Below are 24,676 nucleotides of genomic sequence, written 5' to 3'. Positions count from 1 at the left end.
CTGTAAGGCGGGGTTTGCGGTTTGTCGAGTCATTCATCCTCGGCGGTAGGAGATACTGTAGTACTTAACAATGGTGCTGATTAGTGCCATATTCATGCTTTCTTGATTAAGTAAAACTTCATAATCATGGATAAGCTAAATCGAATGGCGGTATTTGCTACCGTAGTGGCGCAGGGATCCTTTGTTGCTGCGGCCCGCCAGTTGGGGATGACCCCTCCGCCGTCAGCCAACATATGCGTTCGCTGGAAGAGGCGCTGGGGGTAACGCTATTGCACCGTTCGACGCGACGTTTAGCGTTGACGGAAGCGGGAGAAGCGTTTTACCCAGGTTGCGAGGCGATGCTGCAAGAGGCGAAACAGGCAGAACAACGTCTGGCCGAACTGCGCGACACGCTGGTGGGGGAACTGCGCATTGCCACCACGGTCGGCATTGGCGGGGGCCACTGGCAGAAGCATTAACACCGCTATTGCTGGCACACCCCAAACTGACGCTGCGCATCCTGGCTGACGATCAGGTGGTGGACATGATTGAGCAGCGGGTAGATATTTCCCTGAGGGTGAACTTGCAACTGGCGGATACCAGCCTGATTGCCCATCCTCTGACGGCCTGGCCGATGGTACTTTGCGCGGCACCTCGCTATCTCAGCCAATACGGTGTGCCAGAAACCCCGCAAGAACTGGTTCAGCACCGCTGGATCACCGGCAGTAATCATGGCTTTCACCTCGATCTGCATCACCAATCTGGTGAAACCTTCAAATTACGGTTGGCTGCCGGGCAGATAGTCAGTGGCAGCATGAATGTAATGCGCGCTTTTACTCGCATAGGATTAGGGATCTCCGGCCAGCCCCTGTATGAGATTTCCGATGAATTACGGCGGGGTGAATTAATCACCTTATTGCCGGAGTGGCGACCTGCGCCATTCCGGCTGCACGCTTTGACTCTGGAGCGGGTGTTGCCAGAGAAAACACGCCAGGCGCTGCACTATCTGCGTGACTATTTTCGCCGTCATGCTGAAAAGCCACTTGCCATTGGCGCTGATGGCGTCTTCAATTAGCCATACAACGCAGGAGGAAGTGTGGCCCAGCAACTTGAGTTCTTTGACATCCCCAGCCCGTGCCGTGGCATTTGCCAGGCCGATGAGCGTGGTTTCTGCCGCGGTTGCCTGCGTAGCCGTGAGGAGCGCTTTGGCTGGATGCAAATGAACGATGCACAAAAGCGTGACGTTTTGCGCCTGTGCCGCCAACGTTATCTGCGGCTGCAACGAGCTCAAAAACAACCGGATGAAATACCGCCAGAGCAGCCCTCACTTTTTTAAATTTTTTTCATTTTTGCCGAGCAGCCGCACGTTAAGGCTGTTTTGCTGTTTCACTCGTCCTGGGCGCTTGTGTATGCTGGCGCTAAATATTGTCATGAGGTTTTAAAATGCTGAATCGTATTAAGCTATCACCGCAGGGTCCTGAATTTTCCAGCATGATTTGTGGTTACTGGCGTTTGATGGAATGGGGCATGTCACCGCAGCAGTTGCTGGCGTTTATTGAGCAACATATCGAACTGGGTGTAACGACGGCGGATCATGCGGATATCTATGGCGGCTATGCATGTGAACAAGCATTTGGTGAAGCAATCAGGCTGAAACCTTCAGTACGCCAGAAGATGGAACTGGTATCGAAGTGTGGTATTGCGACAACGGCCAAGCCAGGCAACCCTATCGGCCATTACATTACCGACCGCGATCATATTGTGCGCAGCGCAGAACAATCGCTGTCTCATTTGCATACCGACTACCTGGATTTACTGCTGATCCATCGCCCGGATCCCTTGATGGATGCTGACGAAGTGGCAGAGGCTTTTGTCGCGCTGCACAAGAGCGGTAAGGTGCGGCACTTCGGTGTTTCAAACTTTACGCCTGCGCAGTTCAGCTTATTGCAATCACGCCTGCCATTCTCGCTGGCGACCAATCAGGTGGAGATTTCACCTATTCACCAACCGGCAATTCTTGACGGCACCCTTGATCAGTGCCAACAGTTGCGTATCAAACCGATGGCCTGGTCTTGCCTGGGCGGTGGGCGGTTATTCAGCGATGCTGAATTCCAACCGTTGCGTAATGAGCTGCAAACTGTCGCCGAAGAGATCGGGGCCGAAACCATTGAACAAGTGGTTTATGCCTGGGTTATGCGTCTGCCATCAGCACCTTTGCCGATTATCGGATCTGGCAAGATTGAGCGCGTGCGTTCTGCACTGAAGGCGCAATCGCTGGTATTGAGCCGCCAGCAATGGTTCCGTATCCGTAAAGCGGCATTGGGTTACGACGTGCCATAAGGCGTTGGCTGCCAATCTCCCTATGCTTTCGGGTAGGGGGATTATCAGCGTCATTTATTAGCTTTTCTTTTTGATTCATAACAAAATTTTGTGATGCCATAACGTGTAAGTGAATTGATTATTTTTGCATCGGTTCTATACTGCAAGTTCGATTACAACTATCGCAAGGAGGTTGATTGATGAAACGTTATTGGTGTGCGGCATTAGGCCTGATGGCCTGTGGCGTTGCGCAGGCAGCAACGGTGGATGTCGAAATGAATCTGGTGACCGGCCAGGGAATTGGTCAGGACATTGGTAAAATCACGATCAGCGAAACGCCATACGGTTTGCTGTTCACCCCTCAGTTGAAAGCCTTGCCAGCGGGCGTCCACGGTTTTCATGTTCACGAGAAGGGCAGTTGTGAACCGGGAATGAAAGATGATAAAGCTGTGGCCGCTCTGGCCGCGGGTGGTCATTTTGATCCGCAGAAAACCGCTAAACACCTCGGCCCTTATGATGCCAATGGGCACCTGGGGGATTTGCCAGCCATCTACGTGACCGACGATGGCATGGCGAATACCCAGGTATTGGCTCCGCGCTTGAAGAAAATCAGCGAAATCGAAGGTAAAGCGCTGATGGTTCACGCGGGTGGTGATAACCACTCAGACCAGCCGAAACCCTTGGGCGGTGGCGGCGATCGCTTCGCCTGTGGCGTAATCAAGTAAGAAAAGCGCCCGTATCAAGCTGGTGCGGGCGTCGCTGCCGTTTTTTCCGGTAATCTAATCGCTTGCTGTAACTGCTGCAGCGAACAATAAAGCCGCCAAATCAATCCTGCCAAATCACGGGCGGCCTGTTCAGGATGATGCGCCAGAGCGTCGCTCATACGCAGCAACTCCTGCAAGGTTGCGTCTAATGACGTATGCTGCACCCCTTTTTCGCTCATAATACCTTTCAAACAGTGAATGCAGACGTCACGTACCGCCGAGAGGGGATCTGAACGGGTTTCCCATTCACGTAATTGCCAGACAATATGGCTGCAGTTCAATAACACGACTCCCCAACGTAATAACCACCCACGTGCATCCTGATCCAGGCTTTGATTCAGTTGGCTGATGCGATGATAAATACGTGACTCGAACTGGCTTTCGCTCTGCTGCGGTTTCTTACTCAGTTGATCGATAAAATCGCGGCGTAGCGCTCGAATAATACGTCGGCTTTTGCGTTTATCCGAACTTGGCCGCAGGATCTGGAACGCCAGTCCGGCCAGCAGGACGCCAGCAATCTTAGCTATGTTGTCATTCATAAACGACAGATAGTCGTAGCTGGGCGGGTTGGTGACCGCGAGAAACGATCCCATAAATACGATCAACTGACCCCATAGCGGAGCATAAGGGGGATTTTGCAGTTTCATCATCTGCATGGTCACCAGGATCGGGAACAGGAAGGCGCAAAATAGCCAGAAGTCATCAATCTGAATCATCAGGCCGAACTTCATGACAAAGCAGAAGGCAAACAGCAGGAAAATGGCCTTCAGCAAAGTGGTGATGGATTTTATCGGTGAGGGGGTTGATGAATAAAGTACGCAACTGATGGCTGTCAAGGTCAGAGCGGCGCTGCCAGAGTCCCACTGGGTGGCAATCCAGAAAGCGCAGCCGATCACAATGCACAGGAAAGTGCGCAGCCCATTGTAGGCGGCTTCGTAGCTATCGGTATGACGCGCCAATGCGGTGACGTGCGGGGGTTCCATTTCGCTGGCTGGCGTTGCGCTCTCCAACCTTTGCAGCCAGCGGCTGCAGCGCAGATAAAGCCAGCAGAAATGACGTAGCCGCAAGAAGAAGGCGCGATGGCGGTAATCTGCCGGATCCGTGGGGGAAATAGCCACCAGGATCCTGGCCAGCCGGTATTTATCGGTGGTGGGGTTACGCAGCTCATTCAGGAGCTGATCCAGGACGGTCGCCAGGTTTGCCGGGGGATTTTGCCAGTTCAGCAACATACGGCGCAGGCTAGAGATCACGCTGGTAATACGCAACTGCTGATGCAGCATATAGTTGAGAACGTTGTTCTGCCGGCGTAACCGGTAATGGCTCCAGAACGCCTGAATACGTAATACATTCATCGTCAGGATCTGGCCGATAACGCCTTCGTGCGAGGTTCGCATCTGCAGATTGATTTCCGGCTGCCATAACATGGCGGCATGTTCCAGCAGGCGCAAATGCATACGGCGCAATGACACCAGCAGAGCCTCCCCGTCGGAGGTGCTTGGCAGGATCATCATCATCAGACCACCGCACAGGATCCCGGTGATCACCTCACAGACGCGTGCTTGGGCAATATCAAAAATCTGCAGCGTATCGGTGACATTAACCGTGCTGAAAGCGATGATCGCGGCGGTATAGCCCGCCAGGGCAAAGGCGTAGGAAACGTTGTTCTGGTAGTGGTTGGAAATATAGGTACACAAGCCGAGCCAGGTGGCAATCGACAGGGTGAATAGCCAGGGGTCATTCAGACAATGGCCGGCGATGATCAGTGAGGCCATCGCGCCAATCAGGCTGCCGAAAATCCGGCCAATACTCTTGCTGATCACACCGCCAACCGTTGGGAAACTGACTACGGCGGCGGAGGTGAGGGCCCAATAAGGCTCATCCAACTGCAAAACGAAGGCGATCCACAGCGCGAGGCACATGGCCAGAGAGTTACGCAGCGCATAACGCCATTGCCCCGCGGTGGCTTTCCCCCAGGGCGAGCGGTTCCATTCAAGAAAAGGCAGGTTCACACATTAATCCTGCTGATGAATTGATATGGTGCAAGTGGTGCCGGCTACCAGGGATAAATCAGCCGGAACATCGACGAGTTTTATCCGCACTGGCACCCGTTGTGCCAACCGCACCCAAGGGACGTTGGGCTTCACATCCATTAGCAAGTCACCACTGTTGTTAGCGCTTTGATCGTAAATCGCCCGGCCAATGCTTTCGACCACGCCTTGTAGGCGAGTATTACCGTTATATAAAACGATATCGGCTTTACGGCCCTCTTTAATATGTCTCAACTTGGTTTCTTCAAAATAACCGAGCACATAGAAAGAATGGGTGTCAACAAGCGCCACCAGCGGTGTACCCGCAGTGGCATAATTGCCGACACGAGCCTGAAGGTTGGTGATATAGCCATCTGTTGGGGCATAAATGCGCGTTTTACTCAGATTCCATTTGGCCTGTTCCAGATTGGCCTGAGCCGCCTGATACGAGGCTTTCATGGCCAGGGCCGCCAGGTTTGATTCGTCCAGGTCCTCAGAGGAAATTACGTTACGCGGCAGGCTACGGCGGCGGGCCGCTTCATGATCGGCTTTTGCCATATCTGCCTGGGCTTTGGCCAGTGCCGCTTCGGCATTGTCCAACGCAATCTGATACGGAACGGGGTCAATGGTGAAAATCAGATTACCTGCAGAAATGAACTGATTGTCATGAACCATTATTTTCTCTAATCTTCCAGAGACTTCCGGCGTGATATTGACGAGTTCTGCACGCACTTTGCCATCACGTGTCCAAGGAGATTGCATGTAGTAATTCCACAGCATCCAACCTGCGTAAAGTGCGATAGCGCAAACAATAACCGTCGAGAAGTATTTTAATGTCTTATGCTTCATGATCTACCAACTCGCTAAAATCCACAGGGAGCCGCTGACGGCGATGACGAAAATGGACAGATCCATCAACATCGGGTGCCAGACTTCGCCAGAATAGATCCAGTCGCGCAGCAGATGATGGACGAGTAACCAGAATACTGACCCGAGTAAAAAGGCTTTAAATATGGGAGGGAAATAAAGCGATGCGCCAAGCACCAGATCGGGCAAGGGGGATGCAGAATGAAACCAAGACGAATTCACGTTAACAATACCTATGAGTGAATATAAAAAGTATTTGCGTAAAGGATAACCAATTACTGATAAATTTGATGGTTATTTTTGCAATATAGCCTATATACATTTGTATTTTTAATATGAGTTACCCAAAATAGTCTACACTCTGGGAAGCAATGTTAGCATGCTAATTATAAGGAGGGGGAAGTGGAGTCAACATTAGGTTCAGATTTAGCACGATTAGTTCGTGTTTGGCGTGCGCTTATCGATCACCGGCTCAAGCCGCTGGAGCTTACTCAAACGCATTGGGTTACATTGCACAATATTAATCGGTTACCGCCAGAGCAATCGCAAATCCAACTGGCTAAAGCGATTGGTATTGAGCAACCTTCACTGGTTCGCACGTTGGATCAACTGGAAGACAAAGGGCTGATCACACGCCATACCTGCGCCAACGATCGGCGAGCGAAACGTATCAAACTCACCGAGGCTGCGGAGCCAATTATTCGGGAAGTGGATAGCGTGATCACTTCCACAAGGGGTGAAATTCTCAGCGGTATTTCGGCAGAGGAAGTAAAACTGTTAGTGGGATTGATTAGTAAACTGGAACAAAACATCATTGAGCTGCAAGAAAAATAATAAAATAGTACTTTCTTTAAATCATTTATCTCACGGCAGCAAACAGAAACCGGAGGCTCAGGGCCTCCGGTTTTGCATTCAGCAAAAATTAAAGCGGGGAAACGGTAGTCGTACTGCCGTTTTGCGCCATACGTACACGCTGACCTGGGCTGAACTGAGTTGAACCAGCTCTTTGTACTACCACGATATTTTCTTTATTGTCGGTTCTGATTTCCAGCTCGACACCGTTGGTGCGGCCAGCTGCGCTCCCCACGCTGTTACCGACAACGCCACCGGCTACTGCGCCAGCGGCTGTCGCCAAGCTGCGCCCAGTGCCACCACCAATGGTATTACCCAGGAAACCACCCAGAACTGCACCGCCAATCGCGCCGATCGTGTTTGAACTTTCACTGCCCTGAATTTGAACCGGGCGTACAGACACCAGAGTACCAAAGGACACGGTTTGTACACGCTTGGCATCAGCGGCCGAATAAACATCTCCGGACGTGGTAGGGTCTGCGCATCCTGCCAGCGTGACTGCGGTGAGGGCAACGACGAGAAGACGCTTGATCATATTAAGCTCCTGCAGTTAGTAATCCCGATTTGGAAATCAGCCCAAATCAAGCTCAATGAAATGTTTTAACAAGTATGGCCGAATCGTTTTGATATCTCCATGACCTGCCACTGTGTACAGCTTAACTTTTCACTGTTCAACCAATAATAAACGGTGGTTTAGGTTTATAACAGCGCCAGAAACAAATAAGCGATATTTCTTAGCGTTGGCCATTGTCGAAGATGTAACCAATTATCAGCATAAAATAAACAACTTCGCTCACAGGTTGTAAAAAAGGCATCATAATTCATGGCGTTAATTATGCAATTCTGGTTTATTTAACTGGTTGAAAACGGTTGTTACCCGGAATGGGGAAAGGATATTGCTATGAAGTCAGGCCGCTATATCGGAGTTATGTCTGGCACTAGTCTGGATGGGGTCGACGTGGTGCTCGCCGCGATTGATGAACGCATGGTGGCGCAGCAGGCCAGCTATAGTCATCCAATGCCAATCCAGCTGAAGAAAGATATTCTGGGGATGTGCCAGGGGCAGCAAACCACGCTGTCTGCGGTGGGGCGGTTGGATGCGCAACTGGGCACGCTGTTCGGCGAAGCGGTGCAGGAGTTACTAAAACAGACCGGTGTCCCGGCCCATGAAATCACCGCTATCGGCTGCCATGGCCAGACTCTGTGGCATGAGCCAGAGGGCGAAAACCGATTCTCCATGCAACTGGGGGACAATAATCGGGTGGCTGCGTTGACCAATATCACCACCGTAGGGGATTTCCGTCGTCGGGATATGGCTTATGGCGGCCAGGGCGCGCCACTGGTTCCCGCGTTTCATCAGGCTTTATTGGCGCATCCTACCGAACGGCGGATGGTGCTGAACATCGGCGGTATCGCCAACCTTTCACTGTTATTGCCAGGTACGCCGGTTCGCGGTTTTGATACCGGGCCGGGCAATATGCTGTTGGATGCCTGGATATGGCGCCATCGCTCACAACCCTATGATAAAGACGGCCTGTGGGCGATGGAAGGGCGCGTCCGTTTACCCTTGTTACAACAGATGTTGGCCGATCCCTATTTTGCCCTGCCAGCCCCGAAGAGTACCGGGCGGGAATATTTTAATATCAGTTGGCTCGAAAAGCAGTTGGCCACTTCGCCGGGACTCAGCCCGGTAGATGTGATGACGACACTGGTTGAATTGACGGCAACGACCATCAGCGAACAGGTTCTGCTGGCGGGCGGTTGTGAACGGCTGCTGGTATGCGGCGGTGGGGCACGCAACCCGTTGCTGATGGCTCGGATGTCAGCCTTGCTGCCGGGTACTGAGGTTGCCACTACGGATAACTTCGGTGTCAGCGGTGATGATATGGAGGCGTTGGCCTTCGCCTGGCTGGCATTTCGCACGATTTCCGGGCTGCCAGGCAATTTGCCTTCGGTCACCGGCGCCAACTGCGAAACTCTGCTGGGTGGGATTTATCCGGTTTTGCCATTAGGGCCTCGTTAGCTCTGTTAGGATAGAAATGAAGTCAATTTCTTAAGGAGCAACATCATGAATAAAATGCTTATTGCCGCCGGGATCCTGTTGTTGGCCGGTTGCAGTTATGTCATGCCGCAGAAGAGTCAGACGCTGCATTATCAATGCGGGACCACGCCGCTTACCGTGTCACTTAATGGGGAAGAGAGTACGGTCAGTTTCCTGATGGACGGAGAGCAGTTGAAACTGAAACAGGTGCTGGCAGCGTCCGGTGCCAAATACAGCGATGGCAAATATACCTTCTGGTCGAAAGGGCAGAATGCGTTTGTTGAACGCAATGATAAAGTGATCATGAATGATTGCATGCTGATTAACTAAACCCCGTGAATGTCAAGTTGGCCGCTAAAGCGCCTCCCGGCCCCCGCGGCATTGATACATCCCTAAGCATCACCGCCAGTCGCCCAGCTAGGGGATGTGATAGCGCAGGTAACAACGCTGCAGCTTGAAAGGCGACCGCTATAAACCCACCTCCTGTGGCATCAGAACTATTGAGATCCTGGTGCCACAGGCGCAGAATGTAACAACGATTTTTCCGGTTGGTTGGTAACCCAGATGGCTGATAATAATGAATTTGATGTGGCGGATCTGCGCCGTGAATACACTCGGGGTGGGCTACGCCGTCACGATCTGACCGCCAATCCCCTCGATTTGTTTGACCGCTGGTTGAAGCAGGCCTGCGAAGCCCGCCTGGCCGATCCAACGGCGATGTGTGTTGCTACCGTGGATGAACAGGGTCAACCTTTCCAACGCATTGTGTTACTCAAGCATATCGACGATAAGGGTTTGGTGTTTTACACCAACCTTGGCAGCCGTAAGGCGCAGCAATTGGCTCAAAACCCGCATATCAGCCTACTGTTTCCGTGGCATATGCTCGATCGCCAGGTGATTTTCCTTGGTCAGGCCGAGCGTTTATCCACGTTGGAAGTCATGAAGTATTTCAGCAGTCGGCCTAAAGACAGCCAGATTGGTGCCTGGGTTTCGCAACAATCAACCCGCATCTCTGCGCGTGGCATATTGGAAAGCAAGTTCCTTGAGCTGAAGCAAAAATTCCAGCAGGGCGAAGTGCCACTGCCCAGTTTCTGGGGTGGGTTCCGCGTCAGATTTGACTCCGTTGAGTTCTGGCAGGGGGTGAGCACCGTTTGCACGACCGTTTCCTCTATCAGCGTGAGGGAAATGACTGGAAAATTGACCGACTGGCACCCTGACAGACGGAAAATCCCCCTTAAGCGCTGGCACTGATGCCGCTGGCGCTTTATTCTATGCGCTACCCCGATTTTAATTTTTCGCCAATGGGCGAAGGCCGTGTACCGGTAAAGGTGCATTCGTTTATACATGGAGAAATTGATGGCTAGCATCAACCTGATTCAACAATTGCAAGAGCGGGGCCTGGTGGCCCAGGTGACGGACGAGGAAGCGCTGGCAGAGCAACTGGCGCAAGGGCCAATTGCTCTGTATTGCGGCTTCGATCCGACCGCTGACAGCTTGCATTTGGGCCATCTGGTGCCTCTGCTGTGCCTGAAGCGTTTCCAACTGGCCGGTCATAAGCCGGTAGCGTTGGTTGGTGGTGCAACCGGTATGATTGGTGACCCCAGCTTTAAAGCCGCTGAACGCAAACTGAACACCACAGAAACAATCAATGAATGGGTCGGGAAAATCCGTAAACAGGTTTCTCCGTTCCTCGATTTTGACTGCGGTAGCAATAGTGCCATTGCGGCCAACAACTACGACTGGTTTGGCAGCATGAACGTGCTGAGCTTCCTGCGGGATATCGGTAAACACTTCTCCGTGAACCAGATGATTAACAAGGAAGCGGTAAAGCAGCGTCTGAATCGTGATGACTCCGGTATCTCTTTCACCGAGTTTTCCTACAACCTGCTACAAGGGTTTGACTTTGCCGAACTGTACAACCGCCATCAGGTGGTGCTGCAGATCGGGGGTTCCGATCAGTGGGGCAACATCACTTCGGGTATCGATCTCACCCGTCGTTTACACCAGAAACAGGTATTTGGCCTGACGGTTCCGTTGATAACCAAAGCGGACGGCACTAAATTTGGCAAGACCGAAGGCGGCGCGGTATGGCTGGCTCCGGAAAAAACCAGCCCGTACAAATTCTATCAGTTCTGGATCAATACCGCGGATGCTGACGTTTACCGCTTCCTGAAGTTCTTTACCTTCCTGAGCCTCGAGGAAATCAACGCGCTGGAAGAAGAAGACAAGAACAGCGGCAAAGCTCCACGTGCCCAGTATGTGCTGGCAGAAGAAGTCACCGGTATGGTGCATGGCGCAGAAGGTCTGGCGGCAGCCAAACGCATCACGCAGAGCTTGTTCTCAGGTGCATTGCACGAAATGACCGAAGCCGACTTTGCCCAACTTGCACAAGACGGTATGCCAACCATCAAGCTGGAAAGCGATGCCGACCTGCAACAGGCATTGGTGAATGCTGAACTGGTGCCATCGCGTGGTCAGGCGCGTACCATGATCGGCTCCAACGCGGTGACCATCAACGGCGAGAAGCAGGCCAATCCGGAATATCTGTTCACCGACAGTGACCGCCTGTTTGGCCGTTACACGCTGCTGCGTCGCGGTAAAAAGCACTATTGCCTGGTGGATTGGAAATAATCTGCTTTGCGCCATAAAGAAGGGGCCATGTGGCCCCTGTTTTTTTATTTCAAGCCTTCCGCGCTTAAGGTGGCCTCCACCGCCGGGCGGGCCGCTACGCGATCGAAATAAGCCGTCAGATTTGCATGCTTCGTGAGGTCAAACTGTAAAGCCTTGGCCCAACGCAACACGGTGAACAGATAAGCATCCGCTACGCTGAAACGGTTACCCAACAGGAAGTGCTGTTTTTCAAGTACAGAATCCAGATAGCTGAACTGGCTGGCCAGTTTCTCCCGGGCAATGGCCTTGTATTCATCTGGGGTTCTTGGATTAAACAGCGGGCTAAACCCTTTGTGCAGCTCGGTTGCCACAAAGTTCAGCCATTCGATGGCGTGGTAACGGGAAAGCGTTCCTGCCGCCGGGATCAGGTTACGATCCGGTACGCGATCCGCCAGATATTGCACAATCGCTACGCCTTCGGTCAGCAGGCTGCCATCGTCAAGTACCAACGCCGGGACTTGTCCCTTTGGATTGATAGCCAGATAGTCGGCACCACTTTCTGTTTTCTTCTGTGCCAAATCGACTGTTTCTGCCGTAAAATCCAGCCCAGCCTCACGCAATACGATATGGGGTGACAGGGAACAGGCGCCAGCTTTATAGAACAATTTCATCGAAAACTCCTTGATAGTGATGAGTGACAGGCATGTTTAACCTCTCATCCTAGTTCTCCGGCAATAAAATTACAGCGGTTTTGCCAACAATATTTCAATATCGCTGGCAGTGGCTGGCTTACATACCTTATGAATTCAGCGGCCCCGTGAGGGGCGACAGCGATGGATGGGTTTTGTGGTAGCGGGTAATAACGCTGTAGCTTGCAAGGCGACGGGTATAAACAAAACAACCCCGCCTGTGGCGGGGTAAGGTATCAACGATGTGGACGGGTGCTGATGGAGGCGGTCCAACTGAAGGTGGCCCCTGTCGGCTTTGCCCGGTTGGCCTTGCGCTCTGCACGAGCCGCTTTGGCAATTTTTTCTCGTGCAGCCATGATGCGATCAATGGCTTCGTCTTTAATTCTGTTCTGTTCGGCGTTGGTCAGCGGGCGTTCCAGGTTTTTGCGTGCCCTGTCCAGCTCGGTTTTTACTTCACGTTGTTCGCTTTCGGTCATTTCTTTCAGCGTTAATCTCTTCATTTTGGCAACCTGTGTTGTGAAGTTGATTTTCAGTGTACAGGATTTATGTCGAAAATATTGCTGTGTGGTCACCAAACTTTTTCAAGAGATGTAACCTACTCGCGGCGATTATTACCGTACTTGTTATCATACTCACGGCGATAGCCGCGTGCCTTGTTGCGATCACGGATCCATAAATAACCGCAGACCAGAGCCACCACGCCAGAAAATGAAACATTGCGCATATCCCGGTCATACCAGAAGACCAGCATCGCATCCAGCGCAGCCACCAGAGCAATCCATTTATACATGTGTGACTGGCGACGCGTGGCGGCGTTAAGGCGCTTTAACTGTCTGGCTTCGTGCAGAACCGGTTTTTGCTGCATGGTCATCCAATGTTGATCGATATCTCAAGAATAAATTACCAGAATATCTCCACTGGCGTTGGTCTGAGAGGTTGTTTTTCTTCGCTTGTTGTTGTTGTTTAAAAATCATTCGGTGTTGGATTGAAATTGCCTAAAAACGTGATAGGTTATTTATTCACTATTTACGTTTAATTATTCAGTAGGTAACAATGATTGTCAGAACCTGGCACGGCTGCGTGCCGCTGCAACATCGGCAGGGATTTGCCGATCATCTGTCTGTCACAGGCGTTCAGCATGCTAAAGCGATAGCGGGTAACTGCGGGGCTTTTGTCAGGCAGGAGGTGCAGGGGGATTATGCACATTTCTTCTTGGCCACCTACTGGGAATCTCTGGACGCGATCACGCGTTTTGCCGGAGAAGCCTATCAGGTAGCGGTAACTTATCCGGATGATGAAGCCTTTGCGCTGATCTCCGATCCTTACGTCTTTCATCATCAGGTTGATGAGATCGTAGAGCTCTAGTCTTTGGTTTAAGTGATAAGCAGGAGATTATGATGAACAGCAAAACGGTACGCCCCGAAGAGGTCATTCAGCAACAACTCGATGCGTACAACGGTCGCGATATTGAGGCCTTTATGGCCTGCTGGGCTGATGATGCATTGTATTACGAACATCCGGATACGTTGCTGGCCAGTGGTAAAGGTGAAATCCGCGAACGGCATATCAGCCGTTTTAAGGAGCCAAGCCTGTTTGGCGAGCGAGTAAAACGAATGATGGTAGGCAATCTGGTGATTGATCAGGAAGTGGTGACGCGCAATTTTCCTCAGGGGCGTGGGAAAATGGACGTCATTGCCATTTACCAGGTCGAACAGGGGAAAATCGCCAAAGCGTGGTTCAAGACAGGGCCGTGCGAACCGGACGAGGGCGCGTTATAGCGCCCCGCGATTACAGTGCCAGAATGGCCTCGATCTCCACATTCAGATCGGGTGAGAACAGGGCGCTGACGGCAACCAGTGAACTGGCTGGCAAGGCGCCATCCAGATAATCGAACAGCACGTCACGGATGACGACCAGATCGGCCATATCCGTCAGGAAAACGGTAATTTTGATCAGCGATTTGAGATTAGTGCCTTCGACGGCGGCAATGGTTGCCAATTGTTCCAGGATGGCGCGGGCCTGGTGCTCTGCCGTTTGCCCCTGAGCTTCGCTGGCAAAGGCGGTCAGGCCAGAAACATACAGCGTATCTGCATGCCGTACCGCGTGTACATAAGGCCCACCCGGGGTGGGTAATTTTGAATAGTTGGTGCGTTTTAATGATGACATGCTAACCCCACGACATTGCCAAGAGCACGCATTAACCAAGGCGTGCAGCCAAAAGTTTTGCAGGATGCTGCCTGACAATACTATCATTCCTGCCTGTGGTTCATGTAATAAGGATGCATAAAGGTGATAAACCAGACATTTATTCCTTATCTGCAACGTTGGCAGCTTGAGCCTGACGGACCGGCATTCGAGACCCATAGCAGCCTGTTGATGCCAGTGCGATACCAATCGCTACCGGCAATGTTGAAGATAGCCCGCGAGCAGGAAGAGAAATTCGGTGGTTTGCTGATGTGCTGGTGGCAGGGGGAAGGCGCTGCCAAGGTGCTGGCCTGGCATGAAGATGGCATTTTGTTGGAGCGGGCAATGGGCGCTCAGTCATTGGCGCAGATGGTTCGCCGTGGTGAAGACCAACAGGCAACGGCAATTCTGTGCCAGGTGATTGCCCGATTGCATGCGCCCCGTGTGGAGCCGACGCCAGAGTTGATCCCGCTGCATCAATGGTTTAATGCGTTGTGGCCTGCCGCGCAGGCACATGGCGGCATGCTGCGCCTGAGCGCTACCGCCGCGGCGGAGTTGTTGACCAGCCCGCGTGAGCAGGGGGTGTTGCATGGAGACATCCATCATGACAACGTGCTGGACTTTGCCGAACGCGGCTGGCAGGCGATCGATCCCAAACGCCTGCATGGCGAACGTGGATTTGATTACGCCAATATCTTCTGCAACCCCAATTACGGTATTGCCACCGATCCGGATATTTTTCATCGCCGTGTAGAACAGATCTGTGCGCTTGCCGGGCTGGAACGGTGCCGTCTGCTGCAATGGATATTGGCCTGGGCTGGGCTTTCTGCTGCCTGGTTCCTGGAGGATGGCCAAGCGGCCGATATCGATTTTCGCGTGGCGGAACTGGCAGCGCGAGCCTTGGGTATTGCGCTGCCAAAGGGGGATACCGGGTTTATCTTGCCGGTGATTGAGCGGTTTTAAAACCACGCTGGCAGGCCGGTAAGCAAGCTCACCAGCCACGTTAAAGCTCGGGTTTAGGCTAACGCCTGGCTAACAATACGTGCTGCAGAGGCGATCACCTCACTGTTGGACGCAGCATCCTGTTTAGGCTGCGTAAAGTAAACGACGATCACCTGCGGTGCCCGCCCTTCAGGCCAGACAATTGCGATATCGTTACTGGTACCGTAATCGCCGCCACCGGTTTTATCGGCGACGATCGAACCTGCCGCCACGCCCGCACGAATACGTTTATCCCCGGTCGTGTTCCCTTTCATCCAGGTCACCAACTGTTGGCGCTGAGCCTCCGGTAACGCGCTTCCCAGCGTCAGCTTCTGCAGGCTGGCTGCCATGGCTTTCGGCGTGGTGGTGTCGCGTTCATCGCCAGGAATGGCGGAGTTAAGTTCGGTTTCCCAACGATCCAGGCGGAAAGTGGTGTCGCCAATGCTGCGGGCGTAGGCCGTGATGGCGGCAGGCCCACCAATCTGTTTCATCAGCATGTTAACCGCGGTGTTATCGCTGTATTGCAACGCTGCGGCACAGAGTTCGGCAACGGTCATACCGTTGTTGAGATGCTTTTCCGTGATGGGTGAATAGGCCACCAGATCGCTTTTCTGGTAAGTGATACGTTTTTCCATAAAGCCACTGTGGCTCAGGCTGTGGTGCAAAATGGCGCTGGCGGCAATCACCTTAAAGGTGCTGCAAAATGGGAAGCGTTGCTCGCCATTAAGTTGTAGCGTTTTTCCGTTAGCGGTATCGAGTGCAAAGACACCCAGGCGACCACCAGAGGCTTTTTCCAACTCAGCAAGCTGTTGTTGAGCTTGCTGTAATTTATCACCCGCGGCATAAGCCAGCAGCGGGTTAAGAGCGCTTAGCGCAGGAATTGCGGCAGCGGCGATGATCAATTTACGGCGCAGAGGGGAGAAGGGCATGGCAAACCATCCTAAGGAGTTTTTCGGCAGCTTACTATATCGAATTTCAATGGGTTATGCGCCGTGGCAGCGAAAAAATAGCGTGAGCGATAACACCACCGAGAAGCCCCCAGAATGCCGACCCTACGCCCAGTAACGTCAGGCCCGAAGCGGTGATCAGGAAGGTGATCACCGCGGCGTCACGCTGTTTTTCATTCTGAAGTGCACGTTGCAGACTGCCAGCGATGGTTCCCAGCAGGGCTAATCCGGCGATGGTGTGGATCAACGCCACCGGCAACGCGCCGAACAACATGCCGATTGTGCCGCCAAATACACCAGCCAACAGATAAAACCCGCCAGCGGCGGCAGCAGCCATATAGCGGCGCTTAGGATCAGGATGGACGTCCGGACCCATGCAGATGGCAGCGGTAATGGCGGCAATACAGACGGTGAAACCACCGAAAGGCGCCAGCAGCAAGGCTGTCAATGCCGTCCAGCTTATCAGTGGAGAAGTTGGCACGTCATAGCCAGCCGCCTTGAGGGTGGCAATACCGGGGGCGTTCTGCGAAGCCATCGTCACCACAAAAAGGGGATGCCAATACCGAGCAGTGTCGATAACGTGAAGCGCGGTGCTATAAACTCCGGTATAGCGAAGAGTGAAGTCTGTTGGCTGAAATGAATATGGCCCTGTAACGCCGCGATCGCCAGCCCACACAGCAACGTCAAAACGATCCCGTAGCGCGGCAGGTAGCGCCGAGTGAACAGATATACCAGACACATGCTGGCGCTGAGAGCAAAATTGATCTGCAAAGAAGCAAAAGCATCCAGCCCGAAGCGCAGCAATATGCCTGCCAGCATCGCGGCAGAAATGGCCTGCGGGATGTAATTCATCAACCTGGCAAACAGACCGGTTACGCCGCACAACAAAATCAGCCCGCTGGCGAAGACAAATACCCCGATAGCCTCATTGAGTGGCGTACCGGGCAGGCTGGTCACCAGCAATGCGGCGCCAGGCGTTGACCAGGCGGTGAGGATCGGCGTGCGGTAATACAGCGAAAGCCCGAGTGAGGTGATCCCCATCCCTAGCCCAAGCATGCTCAGCCAACCGCCAATCTGGAGCGGGCTGGCTCCTGCAGCGGCGGCGGCCTGGAAAATAATGGCCGCAGAACTGGTATAACCGACCAACACGGCGACAAACCCTGCTACCAGAGCAGAAAAAGAGAAATGGCGTAATGATAAAGCTGGGCGCATAGCCGACCCCGATGCAATGTGCGTTATAACGCACGTGGTATCGCAGCATAGCATCGTGCGTTATAGCGCACAAGGGGTTATAATCCACCAATTACAGCCGGGAGAACAGGATGCAGGATCTTTCCAGCCATTTGGCACAAACCCTGAAAACACTGCGGGAGCAGCGCGGTTGGAGCCTGAGCCAGGCTGCCGATAAAACCGGCGTCAGCAAGGCAATGCTGGGGCAGATTGAGCGGCGGGAGTCCAGCCCGACGGTGGCCACGTTGTGGAAAATTGCCACCGGATTTAACGTGGCTTTTTCCGCCTTTCTGGAGGCCGCGCCATGGCAACAGACCGCGATGTTACACCGCTATGGCGAGTTGCCGACCTTCAAACAGGACAACGCCGATATGCGCGTGGTGCCATTGTTCCCTTTCGATCGACAACTGGGCTTCGATATGTTTGTGATCGATCTGGCTCCGGGGGCGCTCAGTGAGTCATCGCCACATGAGGCGGGAGTGATTGAGCATGTGATCGTTATCAACGGGCAGTTGGAGTTGGCTATTAATGGGGTTTGGCACAGCCTGACCCAAGGTGAGGCCATGCGTTTTCAGGCGGATTGCCCACATGGTTATCGCAATGCCAGCTCAGCACCGGTGCGATTTCATGACCTGATTCATTATCCGCAGGGTTAGTCCATGGTTCCGAGGGGAGACGGGTAATAAAAAACGCCGAGGATTGCTCGGCGTTTTTGTGGTCGCAGCGGGATCAGTTAGCGGCAGCAGCCTGCGCTTTTGCTTGCGTATCTTCTGCTGTGTCCAGCGTCATGCGGTGGAGTTTTGGTGCGGTCAGCATCATCAGTATGGCGATAACGGCGGTGGCGATACCGATCTGCATAAACACATGGCTATAAATCGCCAGCGAGGCATGCGCATCGTTGATATCGCTTGGAACCGCGGTCAGGCCGGCAACTTTACCAGCGATTAACGCGGCGGCAGCGGTCGTCAGGAACCAGGAGCCCATGATAAAGCCCATCAGGCGTTGTGGCACCAACTGAGCTACCATCGCCAGGCCCAGGCCGGAGATCATCAATTCACCGATACTTTGCAGCGCATAGCTCAGGATCAGCCAGTTAACGGAAACAATGCCTTGCTCGTTAGCGAAGCTTGCGCCCCACGGCAGCACCAGGAATGCACCGGAGCAGAGGATCATACCGAAGGCAAACTTGTGCGGCATCGGCAGGCGATCGCCCATCTTGTTATACAAAGCTGCAAGGATTGGGCTGGCCAGCATGATCCAGAATGGGTTCAGAGCCTGATATTGCTCTGGTTCAAAGGCGATACCCAGAATGCTGTGTTCAACGTTATGGATGGCGAAGAAGTTCAGGGAGGTTGGCATCTGGCTGTACAGCACGAAGAATACCACCGCTTCCAGCATCAGCAGGAAGGCCACGATCATCTTGCGGCGAGCCGCACCGTGCATGGCGAAGGCTTCCTTGGCAAAGATGATGACGATCCCCACAGAGACGATAGCCAACGCCCAGCGAGCGATAACCTGGTTGTGCAGTAACCAACTGGAGATCGCGATCAGCGCGACCACACCAACCAGTACCATCAACAGCTTTTGAACCTGCAACGGCTTGAAATCAGGTTTGGAACCGTATTGCTTAACCCAGCCATGGCACATCATAAAGTTGATCAGAGTGATCAACATCCCAACGACGCTGAGTGAGAAGGCTACGCTCCAGCCGTATTTTGCCGCCAACCACGGGGTGGCCAGCATAGAGAAGAACGAACCGATATTGACGGACATGTAGTACATGGTGAATGCACCGTCCAGACGCGGATCGTCTTTCTCATAACAGGTAGACAGCAGGGAAGAAGGGTTGGCTTTGAACAGACCGCTACCTACGGCGATAGTGGCCATCCCCAGGTAGACCCAGAAAATATCATGGCCAGAATAGGCCACCATGGCGTAACCGGCGGCCAGGACGATGGCACCTAATACGATCACACGCTTGGAACCGAGAACTTTGTCCCCTAACCAGCCGCCGATAGCCACAAAACCGTAGACCAGCGCACTGAAGGAAGAAAACAGCGTAATGGAGTCGGCTTCGCTCAGACCCAGCATTTTGACCAGATAGACGGCCATAATGCCTTGCAGGCCGTAATAACCGAAACGTTCCCAGAGTTCGATCGAGAATATCAGGTAGAACGCCTTTGGCTGCTTAAAAGCATTAAGGCTAACGTTTTCCGATGAGTTGTTGTTTGCAGTTGACACTGGTACCTCTGGTTTTTTCACTGCCCGTATTATCAAGACGGGAAATTGCAAAAGGTGATGCAGGACTGCATCCTTCTGCGTTGTTATAGGATGGGATGACGGCCGATAATGTTCACTATCTTTGTCAACGAGGCAAGCTGTTTTACATATTCCGTTACATATAACTTCGGCAACGCTATGCAACCATGTTACAAATGTTATGCAGTATTAACGTTTGATAATTTTCGATTTGCCAAATTTTTGTTTTGATTAAAAGATGCTCTGAGTTTAAACGGGCATATGTTCTGCTATTTTAATCATATCCAGCCCATATCATTGCTCATTAGCATATATGCCTTGGTTTGTTGTGCATAACCTTGTTTGTGTAAAATTTTAGAAATTAGAGAAATAGCAAGCAGTCTTTGTGAACGGGTTGTGATCGCCAAAGCGTGAAGTTAGCCACAATTTCTGACTAATTTTTCTATTGAAAATATCTCAGAGAGGCCTTTCCTGCCAAAATTCCAGTATTGACCAAGGTTAATGCTGCTTGACGTCACATTTTTGATAAAAATGAAGTCATAAAGAGGGGAGAGCCATGGGCACCTGAAAAGGGTACCCGGCAGGTTCAATCCAGCGGATAAACCTTTTCTTTAAATTCGCACAGGTCTTCAATAATGCATGATCCGCAGCGGGGCTTACGGGCGATGCAGGTATATCGCCCATGCAGGATAAACCAGTGATGGCAATCAACCTTAAACTCGGCAGGAACCACCTTCAGCAGCTTCTCCTCCACCTGTTCGACGTTTTTACCCGGCGCGAAATGGGTGCGGTTACAGACCCGGAAGATATGCGTATCTACGGCAATGGTGGGCCAGCCAAAAGCGGTGTTCAGCACCACATTGGCCGTTTTACGGCCCACACCGGGGAGGGCTTCCAGCGCGGCACGGTCCTCTGGCACTTCGCCTCCGTGTTTTTCCAGCAGCAGACGGCAGGTTTTAATCACGTTCTCAGCCTTGCTGTTGAACAGGCCGATAGTCTTGATGTACTCCTTGACGCCATCGACCCCCAACGCCAGCATGGCCGCTGGCGTATTCGCCACCGGATACAGTTTGGCGGTAGCCTTGTTAACGCTGACATCGGTGGCCTGCGCCGATAACAATACCGAAATCAACAGTTCAAAAGGCGTGGTATAAACCAGCTCGGTAGTTGGATGCGGGTTGTTATCCCGCAGGCGGATCAAAATCTCCTGGCGTTTCTCTTTATTCATTACGCTTTCTCTGCGTGTCCCTGTTCCATATTAGGTTCAGCCAGCAAGGCCTTGGCTTTGCGTGCCTTCATTTTTTCATCGATCACATATTTGGTCGCCAGCATCAACCCCAGGCCGATAAAGGCGCCCGGTGGCAGCATGGCCAGCAGGAAAGGGCTGTCAAAATGCACGATTTCGATTCGCAGTACCTTGGCCCAACTGCCCAGTAGCATATCTGCGCCATCAAACAGCGTGCCGTTGCCAATCAGTTCGCGCAGGGAGCCCAGCACGAACATGGCGCCGGTAGCGCCCAACCCGATAGCCATCCCGTCAATTAGCGCCAGCCCAACCGGTTTTTTTGCCGCTACCGCCTCTGCGCGGCCCACCACGATACAGTTGGTGACGATCAACGGGATAAAAATCCCCAAAGACTGATACAGGCCGAAGGCATAAGCGTTAATCAGCATCTGCACGATACTGACTGCGGCCGCAATGATCATCACGTAAATCGGGATACGCACTTCACTTGGCACCCAGCGGCGCAAGGCAGAAATTGAACCGTTGGTGATGATCAGCACCAGCGTCGTGGCCAATCCAAGCCCCAGGGCGTTAGTCGCGGTTGAGGTGACAGCCAGCAGTGGGCACAGGCCCAATAATTGCACTAACGCGGAGTTGTTTTTCCACAACCCCTGCACGATTAACTCTTTGGCTTCACTCATTCGCTGGCTCCGCAGACAGGCAAGGTATCAAGTTTAGACGGCAGCGTTTCCATATACAACGCTGTACGTCTCACCGCGTTGACCACGGCGCGGGGTGTGATGGTGGCACCCGTGAACTGGTCAAACATACCTCCATCTTTCTTCACTGCCCAACGCGTATCCTCCGGACCATCGATTTTTTTACCGCTAAAAGCGGTGATCCAGTCGGAAATACGCAGTTCAATCTTGTCCCCCAAACCCGGCGTTTCATGGTGTTCCATCACGCGACTGCCCAGCACCGTGCCGTTGAAATCGGCGCCTACCAGCAGTTGAATGGCGCCGGAGTAGCCATCTGGCGCGGTCGTTTCCAGCGCAGCAGCAACCGGCTGGCCATTTTTGCGCGCCAGATACAAACGATGAGGTGCGGCGTTGCCTAAAGCGGGATCGCTGATGACAAAGCATTCGCTCTGCATGTCGTTATCATAAATTTCCGCCGGCACGACCTGATCCAGCAACGCTTTTTGCTGCAACGCCGCCTGGTGGGCAATGGTGGTTTTGGTCAATTGATACACCACCGCGGTCAGGCCGGTGGTTACTGCGGCAAACACGGCCAGGGTGATGCCATGCTTTCTCATGGAATTAAGCATGTAAGGTCCTCAGCGGTGGCCATAAACACGCGGTTGCGTGTAGTGATCGATCAACGGCACGGTAATGTTGGCCAGTAATACGGCAAAAGCTACGCCGTCCGGATAACCGCCATATACCCGGATCAACCAGACCAGCAGACCAATTAACGCACCGTAAATCAGCCGGCCTTTAGGCGTAGTCGAGGCGCTGACCGGGTCGGTGGCAATAAAGAACGCACCGAGCATGGTGGCCCCGGAGAATAAATGGATCAGCGGCGATGCCTGATGCGCAGGATCCAGCGTCCAGGCCAGTCCTGAGCACAAGGCGATAACCGCCAGCATGCTGAAAGGGATCTGCCAATGGATCAGCCTACGGCCCAGCATAAACAGCCCGCCCAGCAGGAAGCCCAGGTTAATCCACTGCCAACCGATACCGGCCAGCACGCCACCAAACAGCGGTTGCTGTAATACCTGTTCAACAGAATGGCCGCTGCGCAGGCCGGTTTTAAATCCGTCGAGCGGCGTGGCCTGGCTGATGCCATCAACGCCCATCTGCAATTGATGGAGGGTTGCCCCTTGGGTGGTGTGGCCGCTGAAAATGGTCAGCAGAGTATCCTGAAATGACAGAGCGGTGGCGCGCAGTTCATCCGGCGGTAACCAACTGGTCATCTGCACCGGGAAGGAAATCAGCAGCACCACATAACCCACCATGGCCGGGTTGAAAGGGTTTTGCCCCAGGCCGCCGTACAGCTGTTTGGCGATCACAATCGCGAAAAAGGTACCGATGACAATCATCCACCAGGGGGCCAGCGGGGGCAGGCTGATGCCAAGTAACAAGGCGGTAAGCAGGGCAGAGTTATCTGCCAGGCGGGATTTTACCGGCTGTTTACGTAAGGTGAGAATTGCGGCTTCGGCCAGTAGCGCAGTCATCATGGCCAATGCGGTCTGGATCAGGCTGCCATAACCAAAGAACCAGACCTGGGCAATGATGCCGGGAATGCAGGCCAGCATAACCCAAAGCATGATGCGACTGGTGCTTTGCTGGTTATGTGTAAAAGGAGAACTGGCGATGTGTAAGCCTTTGGGGGCGGTCTGTTGTACCGGCCTGAACTTCATAGGATAACTACCATTTCTTTGCCACGTTAGCTGCGCGTTCACGGTGCGGGCACCGGGGAAAATTATTGCGCCGTATTCTACCGCAATCCCACTCCAGGTAATACGTGCTAATCATAAGGATATTCAGGTTTCAGCAGCAGTTTTTTGATCGCCAAGCACGATTGGAGTTTTTGACGCTCACTCGTTGAATAGCGCTAATCTGATATTCCTCAGTTTAGTGTGTAAAAATACCGCGGGGATTGGTATCCTCAACGCTAACCTGTTATTTTTGGACTGTTTATTCGCACAAAATAACAACATTTGTATAATCGATTTAGGTTATTATTCCGAATATTAATAAGTTAGTGATAAATAATAATGACTAATGAAGACATTTTTTTATTGAAGAACTGATTGAATGGGTTGAAATTCATCTGGAGTCGCGCCCAAACCTTGACGAAGTGGCACGCATATCAGGCTATTCCAAGTGGCATCTGCAACGTAAATTCAAACGTATCACCGGTGTCCAACTGGCTACTTATATCCGTTCACGCATTCTGACCCGTGCCGCAGTGGCGCTGCGTATCACCAACCGTACGATTATTGATATTTCGGATGAACTGGGCTTCGATTCGCAGCAAACCTTTACCCGCATGTTCAAACAACGCTTTGGCACCACACCAAATCGTTATCGAACCATGGACAAATGGGACGTGAAGAATTTGATACCACGCTTTAACTTTGAGGCGGTTTACGAGGCCGGTTTTTATCCTGAGGTCAAGCGGCAGACGCTGCCGGATATGCAACTGGTAGGGTTTACCCGCCAGTTAGAGTTTGAGACAGAGCAAAAGATGGAGCTTTCTTCCTGCATCGCCATGAAGGGGGAGATTTTTAATAACTTCTTCAGAGGGTTGAATGTGGATTGCCACAAGGTTTTCAGTATTCATACGGCAAATGAGCGTACCGATGGTGAATGTTCGGCTACGCATATCATGGCGGTGGAGCCGGAACACAAGAAGGACATTCTTTCTGGTCACCAGATCGACAATATTCATGTCCCGGGGCGCGAATATATCTCTATCTCTCATCAGGGAACGGCTAAAGAGTGCGGGCAATTTATTTCTTACCTGCTTACGCATGTGATGCCGGGGCTACGTAATGAAGTCGGTGGGAGCGTAGAGATGGAGATGCTGGAAACCAACGCCTGGAATCAGGAGGCTAAACTGCGCCAGATCGATGTGAATTACACCTATCTGATTTCTATCGACTAAACCGGTGCTTTGCGTTCGCAAAGCACCGTC

At 52.5% G+C, this 24,676-nt stretch carries 26 protein-coding genes and 4 pseudogenes; 15 read left to right on the top strand and 15 right to left on the bottom strand.

Translation table 11 applies throughout. The features are described from left to right. Positions 1-126: 126 nt before the first annotated feature. From ACQ86O_RS19885 to sodC, 5 genes and pseudogenes are all read left to right on the top strand, one after another. Positions 127-458: pseudogene (locus ACQ86O_RS19885) on the top strand (LysR family transcriptional regulator). Between the two features lie 8 nt (positions 459-466). Then, entirely contained in the window at positions 467-1,054 is a 588-nt protein-coding gene (locus ACQ86O_RS19880) for a substrate binding domain-containing protein (protein ID WP_431222542.1), read from the top strand. Positions 1,055-1,075: 21 nt separating this feature from the next. Beyond that, complete coding sequence (locus ACQ86O_RS19875) at positions 1,076-1,315, top strand: DUF1289 domain-containing protein (protein WP_431222541.1); 240 nt, start codon at positions 1,076-1,078, stop codon at positions 1,313-1,315. A 107-nt stretch (positions 1,316-1,422) separates the two neighbouring features. Beyond that, positions 1,423-2,319 carry an aldo/keto reductase gene (locus tag ACQ86O_RS19870; protein ID WP_431222540.1) on the top strand — a complete coding sequence of 299 codons (897 nt, stop codon included), beginning with the start codon at positions 1,423-1,425 and terminating at the stop codon, positions 2,317-2,319. 179 nt (positions 2,320-2,498) lie between these two features. Then, a complete protein-coding gene (gene sodC / locus ACQ86O_RS19865; RefSeq protein WP_431222539.1) occupies positions 2,499-3,023 on the top strand; it encodes a superoxide dismutase [Cu-Zn] SodC in 525 nt (174 codons plus the stop codon). Between the two features lie 14 nt (positions 3,024-3,037). Here sodC and ACQ86O_RS19860 read toward each other — a convergent pair whose 3' ends face one another. The 3 genes from ACQ86O_RS19860 to ACQ86O_RS19850 are packed head-to-tail and all read right to left on the bottom strand — an operon-like array spanning position 3,038 to position 6,178. Continuing rightward, positions 3,038-5,071 carry an FUSC family protein gene (locus tag ACQ86O_RS19860; RefSeq protein ID WP_431222538.1) on the bottom strand — a complete coding sequence of 678 codons (2,034 nt, stop codon included), beginning with the start codon at positions 5,069-5,071 and terminating at the stop codon, positions 3,038-3,040. Positions 5,072-5,074: 3 nt separating this feature from the next. Then, positions 5,075-5,938 carry an efflux RND transporter periplasmic adaptor subunit gene (locus ACQ86O_RS19855; protein WP_431222537.1) on the bottom strand — a complete coding sequence of 288 codons (864 nt, stop codon included), beginning with the start codon at positions 5,936-5,938 and terminating at the stop codon, positions 5,075-5,077. Positions 5,939-5,941: 3 nt separating this feature from the next. Further along, entirely contained in the window at positions 5,942-6,178 is a 237-nt protein-coding gene (locus ACQ86O_RS19850) for a DUF1656 domain-containing protein (RefSeq protein ID WP_431222536.1), read from the bottom strand. Between the two features lie 180 nt (positions 6,179-6,358). On the opposite strand from ACQ86O_RS19850, the gene slyA reads away from it, so the two are divergent. Continuing rightward, positions 6,359-6,790 (top strand): transcriptional regulator SlyA, encoded by a 432-nt coding sequence (gene slyA / locus ACQ86O_RS19845; protein WP_431222535.1) that lies wholly within the window; start codon positions 6,359-6,361, stop codon positions 6,788-6,790. 88 nt (positions 6,791-6,878) lie between these two features. Here slyA and ACQ86O_RS19840 read toward each other — a convergent pair whose 3' ends face one another. Continuing rightward, on the bottom strand, positions 6,879-7,343 hold the full coding sequence (locus ACQ86O_RS19840; protein WP_431222534.1) for a glycine zipper 2TM domain-containing protein: 465 nt from the start codon (positions 7,341-7,343) through the stop codon (positions 6,879-6,881). 366 nt (positions 7,344-7,709) lie between these two features. Between ACQ86O_RS19840 and anmK the strand changes: the two genes are divergently transcribed. From anmK to tyrS, 4 genes and pseudogenes are all read left to right on the top strand, one after another. Beyond that, positions 7,710-8,831 (top strand): anhydro-N-acetylmuramic acid kinase, encoded by a 1,122-nt coding sequence (gene anmK, locus ACQ86O_RS19835; RefSeq protein WP_431222533.1) that lies wholly within the window; start codon positions 7,710-7,712, stop codon positions 8,829-8,831. A gap of 45 nt (positions 8,832-8,876) precedes the next feature. After that, positions 8,877-9,179: an MliC family protein gene (locus ACQ86O_RS19830; RefSeq protein ID WP_431222532.1), complete on the top strand. Its 303-nt coding sequence runs from the start codon at positions 8,877-8,879 to the stop codon at positions 9,177-9,179. A 234-nt stretch (positions 9,180-9,413) separates the two neighbouring features. Next, positions 9,414-10,066: pseudogene (gene pdxH, locus ACQ86O_RS19825) on the top strand (pyridoxamine 5'-phosphate oxidase). Positions 10,067-10,205: 139 nt separating this feature from the next. Continuing rightward, complete coding sequence (gene tyrS / locus ACQ86O_RS19820) at positions 10,206-11,480, top strand: tyrosine--tRNA ligase (RefSeq protein ID WP_431222531.1); 1,275 nt, start codon at positions 10,206-10,208, stop codon at positions 11,478-11,480. A gap of 44 nt (positions 11,481-11,524) precedes the next feature. Here tyrS and gstA read toward each other — a convergent pair whose 3' ends face one another. The 3 genes from gstA to ACQ86O_RS19805 form a co-directional block, all read right to left on the bottom strand. Continuing rightward, the gene (gene gstA, locus ACQ86O_RS19815) at positions 11,525-12,130 is read right to left on the bottom strand and encodes a glutathione transferase GstA (protein ID WP_431222530.1); all 606 of its coding nucleotides are present in this window, start codon (positions 12,128-12,130) and stop codon (positions 11,525-11,527) included. Between the two features lie 254 nt (positions 12,131-12,384). Further along, the gene (locus ACQ86O_RS19810; RefSeq protein WP_431222529.1) at positions 12,385-12,648 is read right to left on the bottom strand and encodes a DUF3811 domain-containing protein; all 264 of its coding nucleotides are present in this window, start codon (positions 12,646-12,648) and stop codon (positions 12,385-12,387) included. Between the two features lie 95 nt (positions 12,649-12,743). Next, complete coding sequence (locus ACQ86O_RS19805) at positions 12,744-13,013, bottom strand: hypothetical protein (RefSeq protein WP_431222528.1); 270 nt, start codon at positions 13,011-13,013, stop codon at positions 12,744-12,746. 188 nt (positions 13,014-13,201) lie between these two features. On the opposite strand from ACQ86O_RS19805, the gene ACQ86O_RS19800 reads away from it, so the two are divergent. Both ACQ86O_RS19800 and ACQ86O_RS19795 read left to right on the top strand, forming a co-directional pair. Beyond that, complete coding sequence (locus ACQ86O_RS19800) at positions 13,202-13,513, top strand: hypothetical protein (RefSeq protein ID WP_431222527.1); 312 nt, start codon at positions 13,202-13,204, stop codon at positions 13,511-13,513. A 32-nt stretch (positions 13,514-13,545) separates the two neighbouring features. Next, on the top strand, positions 13,546-13,926 hold the full coding sequence (locus tag ACQ86O_RS19795; protein ID WP_431225782.1) for a nuclear transport factor 2 family protein: 381 nt from the start codon (positions 13,546-13,548) through the stop codon (positions 13,924-13,926). A gap of 10 nt (positions 13,927-13,936) precedes the next feature. Here the strand turns inward: ACQ86O_RS19795 and ACQ86O_RS19790 are convergent, their stop codons facing one another. Then, positions 13,937-14,314, bottom strand: coding sequence for a RidA family protein (locus tag ACQ86O_RS19790; RefSeq protein ID WP_431222526.1), 378 nt, complete (start codon positions 14,312-14,314; stop codon positions 13,937-13,939). 126 nt (positions 14,315-14,440) lie between these two features. On the opposite strand from ACQ86O_RS19790, the gene ACQ86O_RS19785 reads away from it, so the two are divergent. Further along, positions 14,441-15,295, top strand: coding sequence for an aminoglycoside phosphotransferase family protein (locus ACQ86O_RS19785; RefSeq protein WP_431225781.1), 855 nt, complete (start codon positions 14,441-14,443; stop codon positions 15,293-15,295). 53 nt (positions 15,296-15,348) lie between these two features. On the opposite strand, the gene bla is transcribed toward ACQ86O_RS19785, so the two are convergent. Together bla and ACQ86O_RS19775 are read right to left on the bottom strand one after the other, a co-directional pair. Next, positions 15,349-16,242 carry a class A beta-lactamase gene (bla, locus tag ACQ86O_RS19780; protein WP_431222525.1) on the bottom strand — a complete coding sequence of 298 codons (894 nt, stop codon included), beginning with the start codon at positions 16,240-16,242 and terminating at the stop codon, positions 15,349-15,351. 46 nt (positions 16,243-16,288) lie between these two features. Beyond that, positions 16,289-17,472 (bottom strand): annotated as a pseudogene (locus ACQ86O_RS19775) (benzoate/H(+) symporter BenE family transporter). A 110-nt stretch (positions 17,473-17,582) separates the two neighbouring features. On the opposite strand from ACQ86O_RS19775, the gene ACQ86O_RS19770 reads away from it, so the two are divergent. Continuing rightward, positions 17,583-18,146 carry a helix-turn-helix domain-containing protein gene (locus ACQ86O_RS19770; RefSeq protein ID WP_431222524.1) on the top strand — a complete coding sequence of 188 codons (564 nt, stop codon included), beginning with the start codon at positions 17,583-17,585 and terminating at the stop codon, positions 18,144-18,146. Between the two features lie 73 nt (positions 18,147-18,219). Here the strand turns inward: ACQ86O_RS19770 and dtpA are convergent, their stop codons facing one another. The 5 genes from dtpA to rsxD all read right to left on the bottom strand — a co-directional run bounded on the left by dtpA (position 18,220) and on the right by rsxD (position 23,396). Continuing rightward, the gene (gene dtpA / locus ACQ86O_RS19765; protein ID WP_431222523.1) at positions 18,220-19,731 is read right to left on the bottom strand and encodes a dipeptide/tripeptide permease DtpA; all 1,512 of its coding nucleotides are present in this window, start codon (positions 19,729-19,731) and stop codon (positions 18,220-18,222) included. Between the two features lie 604 nt (positions 19,732-20,335). Then, the gene (gene nth, locus ACQ86O_RS19760) at positions 20,336-20,977 is read right to left on the bottom strand and encodes an endonuclease III (RefSeq protein ID WP_431222522.1); all 642 of its coding nucleotides are present in this window, start codon (positions 20,975-20,977) and stop codon (positions 20,336-20,338) included. After that, entirely contained in the window at positions 20,977-21,675 is a 699-nt protein-coding gene (locus tag ACQ86O_RS19755) for an electron transport complex subunit E (RefSeq protein ID WP_431222521.1), read from the bottom strand. Before ACQ86O_RS19755 ends, nth begins: the two co-directional genes overlap by 1 nt. After that, entirely contained in the window at positions 21,672-22,301 is a 630-nt protein-coding gene (gene rsxG, locus ACQ86O_RS19750) for an electron transport complex subunit RsxG (RefSeq protein ID WP_431222520.1), read from the bottom strand. Before rsxG ends, ACQ86O_RS19755 begins: the two co-directional genes overlap by 4 nt. A gap of 9 nt (positions 22,302-22,310) precedes the next feature. Further along, entirely contained in the window at positions 22,311-23,396 is a 1,086-nt protein-coding gene (gene rsxD / locus ACQ86O_RS19745) for an electron transport complex subunit RsxD (RefSeq protein ID WP_431222519.1), read from the bottom strand. A 357-nt stretch (positions 23,397-23,753) separates the two neighbouring features. Here rsxD and ACQ86O_RS19740 point away from each other — a divergent pair. Next, a pseudogene (locus ACQ86O_RS19740) lies at positions 23,754-24,646 on the top strand (helix-turn-helix domain-containing protein). Positions 24,647-24,676: the final 30 nt, after the last annotated feature.

Source organism: Serratia sp. L9 (genome assembly GCF_050632285.1).
Taxonomy (GTDB): domain Bacteria; phylum Pseudomonadota; class Gammaproteobacteria; order Enterobacterales; family Enterobacteriaceae; genus Chania.
Note: the sequence above shows the minus strand (reverse complement) of the source record. Positions and strands in the feature narration are given on the sequence as shown.